Consider the following 14,794-nt stretch of genomic DNA (forward strand, 5'->3'; position numbering starts at 1 on the left):
GTTGCCTCTATTGCTTCATACGGAACCTGTCGATCCCACCAAATAACCCGGCACCTTCTCCGGCAGAATATAATTATGAAGGCATCTGCCAGGCCCAGGGGGGAGACCTTTACATCTCTCCAGCGGGCAAAGGTGTGAGAGCAATGGATAGACGCTTTACTGGACGCTTCCAGGCCGCCATAATACTATTAACCTTTGTCGCTTCCAGTGCTGTGGGCTGTGCCTGGTTCCAGAGCCAACGTGAAAAGAGCGCCAGGGAATTGGCAACCGAGGGCATGGCGGAATATGAAGACGGCGATTACCTGGACGCAATTAAGATATTCACCACTCTTAAAGAGCATTACCCCTACAGCCGCTATGCTGTCTTGGCAGAGTTAAAACTGGCAGACGCCCATTTCTACCGAGAAGATTATGAAGAAGCCATAGCAGCCTATGATCAGTTTGCTCGCCTCCACCCGAAAAACGAAGCAATTCCCTATGTTCTTTATCAAATAGGCGAATCGTATTTCCGGCAAATTTATACTTTTGACAGGGACCAGACACCAACTCACCAGTCCATTCAGGCCTTTGAGCGCCTGTTGAGTGCTTTTCCGGAAAGCGCTTATGATGCAAAGGCGAGGGAAAAGATCCACAAATGCCGCCTTGAGCTGGCAGACCACGAGATTTATGTGGGCAATTTCTATCTCAAATCCAAGAAGTATCGAGCGGCACTGGCTCGATTCGAGGGAGCACTGAAACAGTACGCCGACGTTCTGGAGGGTGCCAAACGGCAGAAGGTGGAACAATCCATCAAGCTATGCAAGGAAAAGCTTGCTCTGCAGGAGTCGGCCATGACTGAAACGCCCAAGAAGTGAGGATGCCCTGCTGGCACTCCAGACAGACAGGCGCCCGGAGCGATTTTGCCCACCTCGAAGTAGCGGACGCTGTGACAAATTTGCCATGGCTGCCAACTCTGGTGCAGAACAATAGAAGCCTCAATCTATCTAATATTTGGTTGGCGAGTGATTTGCCTTTTGCCCAATGCCTGTTCTCCTGCGGGCGGGCGAACTGTTGGCCTGACAACTTTCTGTGTCGATTGTGTCTCATCCGTGAAAACAGAGACATTTGAGTCCAAAATGGGCAAGCTGATGAGCTCAGCACTGGAGCCGGCGACTGGCTGAGCCGCCCGTTTTCTGAAGCCACTCGGTGCGCTCAGGTGACAGCCAGTGGGTCCGTCGCGGCCTATACTGCGACAATCGGTTGTAACCAAAGGGGGAGGGAGATGTTGTGCCTCTAGCAAAAATAATATTGCTGAAAATGATGCACCACTTCAAAATCGCTTGACATGGCTAATTTTATTTCTTATATTTTTAGCGTCGACAACGGTGATAGTTAACTTTATTATGTACTTGACCTGCCTTAGGTATTTCCCAGCAAGAGAACCCCGAACAGTGTGCTCGACAGGCACAAATCGGCCCCTGCATGGTCTCTAGTTCCGACTCTGTGAGGTACACAGCCATTGCTACAGACCCGACCATTTTCGACATGGCACAAGGTGCCGCCTCTGCTGGGTAATGTGCGAGCCTGATCAGGCCGCAGGCCTTTCAGGCAAGGAAAAAGTCTCTTCTCTCGAGAGCTCTCTAATCGAGCAGATCCTGTCACAATACGAAGTATGCCGACCCAACTATGGTAGGATTTTGATGAGTCACCAGCCAAGCTTCCAAATGGACTTCTGGTGTCTATAACAATATGACCCACGACAATAACTAGGAAAGGAGGAAAACCCGCCAGGCCCAATGACCTGACGGGGAAAAACCATGAATCTAGTAGACTTGAAAGAAAAGAATATCAAAGAATTGATAGAGATGGCCAAAGACTATAATATCGACGGCATCAGCACCATGCGCAAGCAGGAGTTGATATTTGCTCTTTTGCAGGCCCAGACAGAAAAGAATGGCCTGATCTATGCTGAGGGTGTTCTGGAGACCCTGCCAGATGGCTTTGGATTCCTCAGGGCGCAAAATTACAATTACTTGCCAGGACCAGACGACATTTATGTATCGCCGTCGCAGATCAGGCGCTTTGGTCTCAGAACAGGAGATACCGTCTCTGGACAGATTCGTCCACCGAAGGACGGTGAGCGTTATTTTGCCTTGCTCAAAGTGGAGGCTGTGAATTTTGAAGATCCCGAGGGAACGCGCGACAAGATACTGTTTGACAATCTGGTACCGCTCTACCCCCAGGAACGGATTCGCCTGGAAACAGATCCGAAAAACTACTCCACCCGAATTATGGATCTGCTTACTCCCATTGGCAAAGGGCAGAGAGGCCTTATCGTTGCCTCTCCCCGCACCGGCAAGACAATGTTATTGCAACACATTGCCAACAGCATCAGCATCAATCACAAGAACATATATCTGATTGTGCTGCTTATTGATGAAAGGCCTGAAGAGGTCACCGATATGCAACGGTCGGTGAAGGCTGAAGTGGTAAGCTCAACATTTGATGAACCGGCTCAACGCCATGTCCAGGTAGCGGAAATGGTAATCGAAAAGGCCAAGCGCTTGGTAGAACACAAACGGGACGTGGTTATTCTGCTCGACAGCATTACCCGTCTTGCCAGGGCCTACAATGCGGTAGTGCCTCCAAGTGGCAAGATTCTTTCTGGTGGGGTCGACTCTAACGCTCTGCACCGACCCAAGCGGTTTTTTGGTGCAGCACGGAACATTGAGGGAGGCGGTAGTCTTACCATAATAGCCACTGCCCTGATCGACACTGGCAGTCGCATGGACGAGGTAATCTTCGAAGAATTCAAAGGTACAGGCAATATGGAAATTCACCTGGACCGCAAGTTGGCAGACCGCCGTATTTTCCCGGCAATCGATATCAATCGGTCTGGAACCCGCAAAGAGGAATTACTCCTGCCACCCGAGGATCTGAATCGGGTATGGATCCTGCGAAAACTGCTCTCCCCATTGAATACTGTGGATGCCATGGAATTCTTGCTGGACAAGATGGAAGGTACGGCAAGCAATGCGGACTTCCTGGACTCTATGAATGCCTAGTAGTTCGACAGAACGGTAGCTGGTCTTCCGTGTGGTGGGAGAGCTGACAAAGAGTTGTCAAAGAAAGTACTTGCCAGTATTATCTTCTGTCATTATATTAGTAAGTTTGAAACGTCTGATGTTAGCTTAAGCGACGGCTGGTTCACTCTTGGCTTCGAGTTGGGCAAGCAATAGATCTGCCCGGTAAAATGAGGTATAGACGCATGAAGAAGGGTATACATCCTGAATATTACCAGACAACGATACGCTGCCATTGTGGTAACGAGTTTTCTACAGGCTCGACCAAAAAGAACATCAGCGTTGAGATCTGTTCACGCTGCCATCCGTTCTATACGGGCAAACAGAAACTTGTGGACTCTGCTGGGCGAATAGAACGCTTCCGCAGGAAGTACGAAAAATTTAGCGGCACCAATAATAAAGAGTCTTGATCTGGTTGTTGCCTTGCTGTATAAGACGGGCCCGGCCGAGACTGGATGAGCCACGGACATCGAGGCATCATAGCCTAGGCGCTCACCTTGAAACTGGCAAAGTAGTTTTCCCCATACCCTCGGAGTGCTGCTTTCGCTGCCATGGTTTCACGTCAGCAAAACTCTTCCAGGTGGACAGCCGCAAAGGAACACAGTTTGTCGAAGTGTCTGCAGGAAAATGCTCGGTGGCGAAGGACGGTGAGTGAGAATGTTGAAAGGGCTCGAGAAATTAGAAGATATCGAACGCAGATACCTTGAACTTGAAAAAGCCTTGAGCGACCCTGGCATCCTCTCCAATCGCCAGGAGTATCTTTCACTCACAAAGGAACACGCCAATCTCCAACCCTGCGTCAACGCCCTGAGAAAATATCGCAGTATTTCCCAACAGATCGAAGAAAACAAAGAGCTGCTGGCCGACCCGGACCCCGACATTCGTGATCTCGCTCGTGAGGAGAACCGCAAACTCCTGGAGCAGTTGGCTACAGTGGAGGTTGAACTCAGAACTCTTCTCATCCCCAGCGATCCCAATGACGGCAAGAATGTAATTCTTGAGATTAGAGCGGGCACTGGCGGTGATGAGGCTGCTCTCTTTGCCGCTGATCTTTTTCGCATGTATGCAAAATACGCTGAACTGCAGGGTTGGAAGATGGAAGTGCTCAACAGTCATCCCACTGGAATTGGCGGCTTCAAGGAAATAGTCTTACTGATCTCTGGAAATAGGGCTTACAGTCGGCTCAAGTACGAAAGCGGCGTCCACCGTGTGCAACGGGTTCCCACCACAGAGTCCCAGGGACGCATCCACACCTCTGCTGTGACAGTTGCCGTCCTTCCCGAAGCCGAGGAACTCGAGGTGAACATCGAGCCCAATGACCTGAGGATCGACGTGTTTCGCTCCTCCGGCCCTGGTGGTCAGAGCGTCAATACGACTGACTCAGCAGTCCGCATAACACATCTGCCCACAGGTTTAGTAGTGACATGCCAGGACGAAAAGTCGCAACACAAGAACAAGGCCAAGGCTCTCAAAGTCCTCCGGGCCAGACTACTCGACATGTGGGCCCAGGAGCAGCATGCCAAGACAGCCCAGGACCGTAGAAATCAAGTGGGTACCGGCGATCGCAGCGAGCGCGTCCGCACGTACAACTTCCCGCAAAATAGGGTCACAGACCACCGCATCAATCTTACCCTCTATAAACTGAGTGAAATTCTGCAGGGCGAGCTCGACAATCTGATCAATCCTCTGATTACCTACTTCCAAACTGAATCTCTTGGGCAAATGGATTATGCCTGAGGCACCATGGACCATTCTGAAACTATTGCGCTGGACAACAGCCTATTTTGATGAACGTGGCGTAGCCGAACCGCGGGCTTCCGCTGAACTGCTGTTGGCTCACGTACTGTCTCTAGATCGCCTATCCCTTTATCTCAATTACGACCGCCCACTATTGCCTGCAGAATTGTCGGAATTCAAGAAGTGTATCAAACGCCGTTTGCGCGGCGAGCCGGTGCAGTATATTACCGGCACCCAAGAGTTCTGGTCCATGCTCCTGCATGTCAGCCCGGATGTGTTGATTCCGAGACCTGAAACAGAAGTGCTGGTGCAAACCGCTCTGGATCATTTGCATTCTACCTGGCCGCAAGAATCTACTTTCAGCATCCTTGATGTGGGTACAGGCTCTGGCGCCGTTGCCATCTCGCTTGCCCGAGAACTCAGCAAGGCTCGCATTGTTGCTCTCGACGTCTCTTTCAATGCCCTGCAGCTGGCAAGAAAAAATAGTCTGCACCAGGGGGTGAGCGGCCGGCTTCTGCTGGTCTGTTCTGATCTTCTTACAAGCATCAACAAGGAAACCGCCAAGTTCCACCTGGTGGTGAGCAATCCACCCTATATACGCAGTGAAGAGCTGCCGTTGCTTCCCAGAGAGATTAGCGCTCATGAACCTAGAAGTGCTCTCGATGGTGGGCCTGACGGTCTCGCTGTCATAAGGAGAATTGTGGCCCAAGCTGCCGAGGTGCTGTTGCCTCGGGGGGCCCTTGCAGTGGAAATAGGCGCTGACCAGGCGGAAGGAGCCTTGCAACTGGTCAGTGCTGATTGTCGTTATAACAAAGTCCGTGTGGATAAAGACTACAGTGGCATGGACCGAATCCTGCTAGCCCAGGTGGCCTGAGCACCGAGATGGCAGCGAGGTTCCAATATTCTTTGCCCGGCAGGGGGCCTCCCTGGTGCCGTGCCTGCTGCGACACAGCTGCCATGGTGCCGGATGCGTGCCTGAGCGCTCGCGGAAACATCTGAGCTACTTCAATTTTCGCTGGTGAGGTGATCCATGGAGAAACTTATAATCAGAGGAGGCAGCCCCCTCAAGGGTACTGTGCAGATTAGCGGCGCCAAGAATGCTGCCCTGCCCATTCTGGCTGCCACTTTGCTCACAGGGGGAGTGCACCATCTTTCTCGGTTGCCAACATTGCGAGACATCCGAACCACCAAAACTCTGCTGTACCATCTAGGCGCCACCTTCGACGAAGGCGAGCCTCTGCGCATTCACAGTGAAAACATTGACGGTTACGAGGCCCCCTATGACCTGGTGAAGACCATGCGGGCTTCTGTTCTGGTGCTAGGTCCTCTGGTAGCTCGAATGAAGCGGGCTCGCGTCTCACTCCCTGGCGGCTGTGCTATCGGTGCCCGTCCCATTAATCTTCATCTCTATGGTCTCGAGCGTTTGGGAGTCTCAATAGAACTCCGACATGGCTACGTGGAAGCCTCCGCCAGGAAACTTATCGGCAATCACATTTACCTTGATATCCCCACAGTGACTGGCACCGAGAACCTCATGATGGCTGCAGTGCTGGCCGAAGGCGAAACTATCCTGGAAAATGCTGCTCGAGAACCCGAGGTTGTGGACCTGGCTGTTTGTCTCAACAGCATGGGAGCCCGCATTACAGGGGCCGGGACTTCTCTGATCAAGATCGAGGGAGTAAAAGAATTGCGCCCCATGAATCACGCTATAATGCCAGACCGCATCGAAGCGGGAACATACCTTGTTGCTGCTGCGATTACCCGTGGGGATATCACCATCCAACCTTGCAGACCTCAGCATCTCGAGGCGGTCATCCGGAAACTAGAACAGGCAGGCGTCCAATTCCATATTGCAAGCGAGAGCATAAGGGCCATTGGTGGAGAGGTTGTCCGCCATGCTGATGTGAAAACCATGCCCTTTCCTGGATTTCCCACAGACATGCAGGCACAATTTATGGCGCTTATGAGCATTGCAGACGGGCAGAGCACTATCACCGAAAGGATCTTTGAGAATCGCTTCATGCATGTCAGTGAACTTCGCAGGATGGGTGCAGATATCACTGTGGAAGGCAATACTGCCATTGTTCGAGGCCGCGCCAATCTCCAGGGAGCACCGGTCATGGCCACCGACCTGCGCGCCAGTGCCTCTCTCGTGCTAGCGGGACTTGCCGCCAATGGGGTAACTGAAGTCTCCCGAGTGTACCATCTAGACAGAGGCTACGAGAAAATAGAAACCAAACTTACAGGCCTGGGAGCTAACATTGAGCGAGTTGCAGAATGACTGCCCCCAGTAAACAAACAGCCAGTGGCAGTAAAGCTTCTGGACATTGAGCTCCTGCCAGAGCCATGCCACGCCCCCATCCTTGTCCGCAATCGACTAATCTGCTATATTCATTCTGCTGCTTTAAATCAGTTTGCCACAGATTCTGGGCGCACCAGGAAACACCGCTATAAACTGGGGCAAACCATTATTCGGGGCACAGGGCATCAGGCAACAAACTTCTGCAAGCAAACGCCTTAGAGACTGCTGGAGTGTGGCAGCATACCTGTTCGAGTTCGGCAGATTCTCTCACCTTTATCCCGAGCCTCACCGTTGCAGCAGGTACGAGGAACCCTGTCTTCCCCGTTTGCTTTACCTTCTTTTGGCAGGCACTCATGGGACAGCCACATCATCGCCCTCTAATCCCGCTGTTCGTCTGCTTCTCCTCTGGGATAGCCCTGGGCCATCATCTGCCGCTCACCACCCTGACCATTGCAGTTCTTATTGCTGTTCTTCTAGGCCTACTCATTCTATGGAATGTTCGCTGCCAGCACACCTATCTGGCTCCCTTACTCCTTTTTCTCTTGATTGGCATGCTCTTCGCTCGCAGAATCCCTGATCCCGGCCATCCTCCAGCTGGAATAAAATTATTGCTCCAGCAGCGGCAGACCTTCCTCATTGGCTACATTGCGGGACCTCCAAAAAGACGGCTAGACAGGATGGAGCTTGTCGTCGACATTGATTCATTTCGACATGAGGATAAACTCATATCCACACATGCTCGCATGCTGCTTCGCCTCGGGACATGTTCTAGGTCCTGGCAAATGGGGCAATGGCTGGCCGGACAGGTAAATGTCAGGCCAATCCGCAACTTCAATAATCCCGGAGGCTTCGACTACCGGCAATATCTGGCGGATCAGAATATCTGGCTCAAAGGATATCTCAGCTCTGACGCATCCCTTCTTCCTCTGGCTGAGCCTCGCGGCTCACCATGGACAAGGCTGCTGGTGAGAATCCGCAGCAACAGCCGTTCCTTTTTTGAAGCATGGCTCCCGCAGAACGAGTCAGCCCTGTACCGGGCCCTCCTGCTTGGCGAGCGCTATGCTCTGAGTTCCAGAGTGCGAGAGCAGCTGTATGCAGCAGGTGTAGGACATTTGCTGGCAATCTCTGGGCTTCACCTTGGCATGATTGCCGGCATAGTATTTCTCATATGCCGCACCATTGTTGTCCGTATCCCACAGCTAGTTGGCCGCTGGGGTGCTTCACCTGTTGCAGCGCTTGCTGCCCTTCCCATCAGCCTGGGGTATGCATCCCTTACTGGGATGGGATTGCCAATTGTCCGAGCAGCTATAATGTTGGCCTGTGTCACCTTCGCACTGGTCAACCGCAGAAAGATAGATCTGGGCAACACATTGATTGTTGCTGCCTTCATCATTCTGACAGGTTCTCCCCAGGCCCTGTTCAGCCCATCATTTCAGCTCTCTTTCATCGCCGTCGGGGCTCTGGTGTGGCTGGTTCCCCGAATACCCCTGCCAGGCTGCCTCACAGGGAGCAGCAGTGGGCCCATCAACTGGCGAGGACATGCAAGATGGCTCTGGCAGCTGCTCTTGGTCTCTGTGGTCATTTCAGTAGCCACAGCTCCTGCAGTAGTACATCATTTCCATCGCTTCAGTCCGGCAGCATTCATAGCCAATCCCTTGATAGTGCCCATTGTCGGCTTCCTCGTACTGCCCGCAGGCCTTTTTTCCCTTACCTTTCTTCCACTAAACACGCAACTTGCCGGCTTCATCCTCAGCATGGGCGCCCTTGGACTCGACTGGATACTGGAGTTCACCCACTTCATTTGCCAGTTGCCATGGGCCACCATCTGGCTGGGAGAGCTGTCATCCTGGCAGATGGCCCTGCTCTACCTTGTTCTTCTGGTGCCATGGCTGCCTCTTCGCCGCCTGTATCGATCTTTGCTCGGTGCTGCTGTTTTAGTCATCCTGGTGCTCAACTGGATGCTGGCTGGCCTGGTTGCTGCTCGGCCAACTGAACTTCGCGTCACTTATCTCGATGTGGGCCAGGGGAGTTCAGCCGTGGTTGAATTTCCTGGAAAACAGGTGATGCTTATTGATGGCGGCGGTTTTCAAAAAAGCAGTTTTGACCTGGGCAGGCATGTTGTGGCGCCCTTCTTGTGGCGCCGTCACATACGTCGACTGGACTACATCGTCTTGAGCCATCCTCACCCTGATCATTTCCGCGGACTGCTTTTCCTGGCATCTCATTTTCCGGTAGGGGAGTTTTGGTACAACGGCATGCTGACAAACGATCAGCAACTGCTTGAACTTTTTCGCTGTCTGCAAACCAGGAGCATCCCCTGCGTGCCGCCTCCTCGCCTCGGTTCGCCAAGAAATATTCAGGGAGTCTCTGTCCAGGTCTTTCATCCCTTTCATGGTCACCCCGGTAAGATCACCAGCCACGACCCTCACCAAGTAAACAATCTTTCTCTGGTGCTCAGAATATCCTATAAGGAATGTTCTTTTCTTTTTCCAGGCGACATAGAGCTTGCAGCAGAACAACGACTCTGTCTGTTGCCTACATTGGGAACAACCTCCGTTCTCCTGGTACCGCACCATGGCAGCCGAACTTCGAGCTCCCGGCAATTGTTGCAAAAGCTAAAACCTCGCATTGCTGTTTTCTCAGTGGGATTCCAGAACCGTTTCCACTTGCCTGCGCGCCGTGTCTGGGAACGATATCATCGCTTGGGTATTCGTACTTTCCGAACAGATCGGCACGGTGCTGTGACCGTCTGCACCGATGGTCACAACCTTAGAGTGGCTACCTTCTTGGGGAATAATAGGGAAGGGGGATAGGTTTGGCGCCTCGAGGGAGATGTCTGGGTATCTCTTTCTTCCAGCGAGAGCAGTGCTGCGTCTCCAGCAAGCTGTCAGGAGCACGGCAAGGACCTCTAAGCGCCAATCAGGACAGCGGCAATGCATCTAGCAGCACGGCAACGGTCCTAGTCGGCCAACCATGCAGATCTTGCAAAAGAAACTGCACCTGATTGTCTTCTCCTGCGAAGCAGCATTTTGCAGCCATTGATAGATGCAAGATGTCGGGATCAGGGTGGCCAGCCATATTGCTGCCATGTCCCGACACTCCCAGGGCGGAGAAGGGCACTGTGCGGCAAGAGAGCTGGACCTACGAAAGCGCCTTATTGCAATTGCGCCAATTTCCGCTGGGCAATCTGTGCCTGGTCTGTCTTGGGGTAATCTTTGACTATCTTCCTGAGGAGAATTCTGGCCGCTGTCTTGTCTCCTAATTCGAGAAATGCCATACTCTGCTTGAGCAAGGCACTGCTGACTTTGTCACTCTTGGGATACTGCTTTATTACCTTCTCGTAAGCAGTTATAGCTTCCCGGTATTTCCCCTCGCCATAATAACATTCTCCCAACCAGAATTGGGCGTTGTCGGCAAGATCTGTATGGGGATACTGCTCGAGGTAGCGGCGAAATCCTGCCCTTGCCTGCTCAAAATTGCCGCCCTGAAATAACCGAAAAGACTCTGCATATAGCTCCTCTGGACTTTTTACCCCGTGGCCTGCTGCTCTGGTTTCGGGCCTGGCAGTCTGTGGCTGAAGCTTGGCTGGCCCTCCTCTTTCTGGCTGGCTCGGAGTTGGTGTAACCAGCTCAGCAAGCCCCATAGAGCGAGCAACGATATTCAGTTGACTGCGAAGCTCTGCAAGACCTTTCTGCACTTCCAGCATGGAAGTCATCTGGCTCTGTTCAATTTCGTTGATTCTCTCCTCCTGCCGCTTGCTCCTGGCAGCACTCTCTTCGAGTTCACCCGACAACCTTCCAAGCTCGACTTCCATACGGTCCAGCTGCGCTCCCACCTGGGCCTGAGTCTTTCGCAACGGTTGACTGGCAGTCTCGAGACGTTGATCATACTCCTGCAGCTTCTCGTCCAGCTGTTTCTGCAACTGGGCCATTTGTGAGGTCACTTTTTCCAGATCACGACGGTTTGTCCACACCTGTCTCTGCAGCACATCTATGTCCTGCTGTGATGCACAGCCGCTAAAAATGAGGAGCACAACCAGGTACTCTATCAGGTGGACTGCCCTCCAGCTTTTCCCCTTCTCGGTAATCAACATGACCACCTTTCCTCTGTAAAGCCTTTGGCGCCTGAAGTGATTATATTTTCACCCAGTATAGTTTCTTTTAGGAATACAACATTATAACTTGCATATAAAAAAGTGCACCACTTATTCGGCTAATCTCTGTTGGTTCAAAGTAAATCGCCGGCTCTGGTTCCCATCAAGGGAGAGCGAGCCGGCGTCTGTTTCCAAAACTACTTTTCAGTCAACGCAAACATGCCATTACCTTATGACAAAGTGAGCCCGCCTGTTTTTCCACCAGCAACTTTCCGTATGTTGCGTACAGAGCGGCCGTTCCTCACCATAGGAGATGGTGACAATGCGCTTCTCGGCAATCCCTGCCCTCACCAAGTAGTTCTTAGCGCTGTTGGCTCGACGATCACCGAGTGCAAGGTTGTACTCATTGCTGCCGCGTTCATCACAATGTCCCTCGATAAGCACGCGTACATCAGGATGCTCACGCATATACGCGGCCTTTTCGTCAAGGATCTGGATAGCTGCAGGTTTGAGCACATACTGATCAAAATCAAAATGAATGTCCTGTTCCTCGAAGGCCCGTCTTTTGGCAGCCTCACTCTCTTTGGCAGCCTCAGCTTCCTTGGCCTGTTGCTCGCGAAGCCGCTGTGCTTCCAACAAAGCTTGCTGACGCGCAGCTGCTTCTGCGGCCTCCTGCTGGGCTTTCGCCTGCTCCTCGGCGGAAACCTGCTCACCCGGCTCAGGCCCAACGCCCACAACCCTCTTCTGGCAAGAGACTGCGAAGACCAACAACACGATCAGGAAAATAGATCCCACAATCCATGTAGTTCTCTTCCCCATGCCTGATTCACCTCCTCTCCCTGGTTACATCTGTCACCGATTATGCAAAAACCCCACCAGTCTCGAGCGACCGGGCAGCCCGGAATATTTTTCCCTTGCTCTGCCCATCACCCCCTTTTCGAATCTCTTATACTATTAAGGACCGGTCAAGGTCAATCGTGGAGACCAGGCTGGCTCCGTATGACTCCCCCCAATAGTTAAATTGATTCGCCGCTGATCACTGCCGTTGGCCAGCATCACCCAGAGAGTGGCTTTTCCCTGGCGATCGGATTGAAAGAGAATCAACCTGCCATCCGGCGACCAGCTCGGGCTTTCATTGTTGCCGCTGCCTCCTGTGAGCTGACGCAAATCAGTGCCGTCCGGTCTGATGAGGTACAGATCAAAGCGACCGTCACGAGAGCCAGCATAGGCAATCCAGTCTCCCCGAGGAGACCAGGCTGGCGAGGTATTGTAGGCTCCGTCGAAAGTGAGCCTTCTGGTAAGCCCGCTCTGAAGGTCCAGGATGTATATCTGCGGCTTCCCGCCTCTGTTGGAAACATAAGCCACTTTGCTGCCATCGGGACACCATGATGGCGACACGTCTATGGCCCAGTTCTTGGTCAGTTGTTTCAAAATTCTGCCAGTATCGTCCAGAAGATAAATCTCGGGGTTGCCGTCGATAGTCAAGGTGACAGCTATCTTGTTCTCCCTGGGATGCCAGGCCGGAGCCATGTTCAGACCACTGCGTCTGCTAATTTTCTTGGCAATCCCTGTCATGAGGTCTACCACATAGAGCTCCTGCTGATCGCTCTTGTAGCTTACGTAGCTGATGCGCTTGCCATCTGCAGACCACGCTGGCTGCAAGTCTATGTTGTTGTCATGCGTGAGCCGTACAATGTGACTGCCATCGAAATCCGCAAAGTAGATCTCTTTATGTCCCGTCGCGTCACCCACAAAGGCAATCTTGCTGGTAAATATACCTGGCTCTCCGGTGAGATAACTCATCATGTCGTCACCAAACCGCAGAGCCATTTGTCTGGCAGCGCCAATGTCACCCTCGTATGCCTTGGTCAACAACAGCTTCTGATGAACCACGTCAAAGAGCGAACCGCTCATTTCCAACAGATTTCCTCTGATACGATAGGTGCCGCGCACTAGCAAATCAGCGCCGAGAAAACTCCATTCGGCAAACTTGATCTCGCCAAGCGTGGTTCCCATCACCTGAGGATCCTCCAGGAACATTGCCTTGCTGAGCACTTCGAAAAGACCGCTGAATGCCAGAGCACGGCCGAGAGTGTCGGCCAGCCTCTCTGCCAGTGGCAGGCCAGCACTGTCTCCACCCTCATGGCGAAAGGCGGGAATGGCTATGGGAATCTTTTTCTGCAGAGGTGAGTTGATGTCGATATAAATCCTGCCAGCCACTGGAGACGCCTGCCAGAAAAGCACAAATGTGAGCAGCAACAACAGGTGCAGTGACTTGGAATATGCTCTGGAAACACAGCGGGGCATAGTGTTCTTCAGCTCCCATTCTCAGGTGAAAATCGCAAGACAATCTCTTCTTCTCTCGGACTATAGATGTCTGGAAATGGTGGAAAAGGCTTTGATTTCAGTACTGCTTTCAGCACCGAGTCGTCAAAGTAAGGATCACCCGATTTCTTTTCGAATCTGATCTGCGTGACAGTACCATCGCGCTTCACTCTCACAACTACTACAGCCTCCAGATGGTCTTTGCCTGCCACCAACCGCTCCGGCAGCACCCAATTGCTCTCAACTTTGTCATAGACAAGCGCCCGGTATAGACCCAGGGCCTGACTCAGGTCTTCTCCCTTCATGCCGCCTATATTGACAAGGGAAACCTTCTTCTTGCCAGCTTGCACACCGGGGGATCTGGCGGCATTCTCTCTAGGCCTAGCAGTGGGGGCTGGTGGCTTCTGCGGCAGCTTTTTCACCCTGCTCTCCACAACCTTCCTCTCCGGCAACTTCTGCAGAGGTGGTTGCGTTTTCATCTTTTGCAAAACTGGCTTCTGCTGTTTCGCCCGAAAACGAGGCAAAGGCAAAGCTCTCTGTTTCGAAGCCGCTCTGCTCGCCCGCTGAACAGCGGTGGTTCTTCTTGGCGCCCGCACCTCCATCTCCGGCAGACTCACCAGTTCTACGGAATAGACAGGGCCAAAACTCCTTCTGGAGGGAAACAAGTCCGGCCATGCTGTCCCGCCGATAATCACTGCGCTGTGTATCAACAGTGACAGGCCGATCATATAGACCCACTGCCGCCTGTCTGTGCGCAAGCGAAGCTGTGACCTGGCAACTGCGTCTGCAATCATGATTTTTCTGGCAGCGGCTCGGTAACCATGCCTATGCGCTGGATACCGCTGCGGCGAACCGCAGCCATTACCTGCACCACATCCCCATATGGCACACTACGGTCTGCCCGCAGGAAAACCGCCTTCTCTTTCCTGTTCTGAAAGATACTCTTTAGCTTGCGTTCCAGAGAATCTAGAGAAATCTTGTATTCATTGAGGTAAATCTCGTGATTGGCCTTCACGGTGATCACCAGACGCTCTTCTTCCGTGTGTATAGGTCCCGTGGTGGTTTTCGGTAAATTCACATCCACGCCTTGCATCATCATAGGCGCTGTGACCATGAAAATAATGAGCAACACCAACATGACGTCCACCAGGGGCGTCACATTGATATCTGCAAGGAGTTTCCTGTTGCCGCCACTTCCCACATCCATTGAGCACCCTCCCGGCAATCCACAGCTGCCAGCCGAGCATCTGCTGCTGCCTTCTGCAAAATAGCCAG

At 52.5% G+C, this 14,794-nt stretch carries 12 protein-coding genes; 7 read left to right on the plus strand and 5 right to left on the minus strand.

Translation table 11 applies throughout. The features are described 5' to 3' along the window. Positions 1–143 precede the first annotated feature (143 nt). The 7 genes from JRI89_02460 (at position 144) to JRI89_02490 (ending at position 9,914) form a co-directional block, all read left to right on the plus strand. A complete protein-coding gene (locus tag JRI89_02460) occupies positions 144–854 on the plus strand; it encodes an outer membrane protein assembly factor BamD (GenBank protein MBW2070095.1) in 711 nt (236 codons plus the stop codon). A 942-nt stretch (positions 855–1,796) separates the two neighbouring features. After that, entirely contained in the window at positions 1,797–3,044 is a 1,248-nt protein-coding gene (gene rho, locus JRI89_02465; protein ID MBW2070096.1) for a transcription termination factor Rho, read from the plus strand. Positions 3,045–3,247: 203 nt separating this feature from the next. Then, positions 3,248–3,472, plus strand: coding sequence for a 50S ribosomal protein L31 (rpmE, locus tag JRI89_02470; GenBank protein ID MBW2070097.1), 225 nt, complete (start codon positions 3,248–3,250; stop codon positions 3,470–3,472). Positions 3,473–3,719: 247 nt separating this feature from the next. Next, on the plus strand, positions 3,720–4,799 hold the full coding sequence (gene prfA / locus JRI89_02475; GenBank protein ID MBW2070098.1) for a peptide chain release factor 1: 1,080 nt from the start codon (positions 3,720–3,722) through the stop codon (positions 4,797–4,799). Further along, complete coding sequence (prmC, locus tag JRI89_02480) at positions 4,792–5,673, plus strand: peptide chain release factor N(5)-glutamine methyltransferase (GenBank protein ID MBW2070099.1); 882 nt, start codon at positions 4,792–4,794, stop codon at positions 5,671–5,673. The genes prfA and prmC overlap by 8 nt, the downstream gene beginning before the upstream one ends. 156 nt (positions 5,674–5,829) lie before the next feature. After that, a complete protein-coding gene (gene murA / locus JRI89_02485) occupies positions 5,830–7,080 on the plus strand; it encodes a UDP-N-acetylglucosamine 1-carboxyvinyltransferase (protein ID MBW2070100.1) in 1,251 nt (416 codons plus the stop codon). Between the two features lie 374 nt (positions 7,081–7,454). Next, positions 7,455–9,914, plus strand: a complete 2,460-nt coding sequence (locus JRI89_02490; protein ID MBW2070101.1) for a DNA internalization-related competence protein ComEC/Rec2 — start codon at positions 7,455–7,457, stop codon at positions 9,912–9,914. Positions 9,915–10,255: 341 nt separating this feature from the next. On the opposite strand, the gene ybgF is transcribed toward JRI89_02490, so the two are convergent. The 5 genes from ybgF to tolR all read right to left on the minus strand — a co-directional run bounded on the left by ybgF (position 10,256) and on the right by tolR (position 14,726). Beyond that, positions 10,256–11,194: a tol-pal system protein YbgF gene (gene ybgF / locus JRI89_02495; protein ID MBW2070102.1), complete on the minus strand. Its 939-nt coding sequence runs from the start codon at positions 11,192–11,194 to the stop codon at positions 10,256–10,258. A 225-nt stretch (positions 11,195–11,419) separates the two neighbouring features. Beyond that, entirely contained in the window at positions 11,420–12,013 is a 594-nt protein-coding gene (gene pal / locus JRI89_02500) for a peptidoglycan-associated lipoprotein Pal (GenBank protein ID MBW2070103.1), read from the minus strand. 135 nt (positions 12,014–12,148) lie between these two features. Next, on the minus strand, positions 12,149–13,501 hold the full coding sequence (gene tolB / locus JRI89_02505) for a Tol-Pal system beta propeller repeat protein TolB (protein ID MBW2070104.1): 1,353 nt from the start codon (positions 13,499–13,501) through the stop codon (positions 12,149–12,151). Between the two features lie 8 nt (positions 13,502–13,509). Next, on the minus strand, positions 13,510–14,313 hold the full coding sequence (locus tag JRI89_02510) for a TonB family protein (protein MBW2070105.1): 804 nt from the start codon (positions 14,311–14,313) through the stop codon (positions 13,510–13,512). Continuing rightward, the gene (tolR, locus tag JRI89_02515) at positions 14,310–14,726 is read right to left on the minus strand and encodes a protein TolR (GenBank protein MBW2070106.1); all 417 of its coding nucleotides are present in this window, start codon (positions 14,724–14,726) and stop codon (positions 14,310–14,312) included. Before tolR ends, JRI89_02510 begins: the two co-directional genes overlap by 4 nt. Positions 14,727–14,794: the final 68 nt, after the last annotated feature.

Source organism: Deltaproteobacteria bacterium, assembly GCA_019309045.1.
In the GTDB taxonomy this organism is placed as follows: domain Bacteria; phylum Desulfobacterota; class Syntrophobacteria; order BM002; family BM002; genus JAFDGZ01.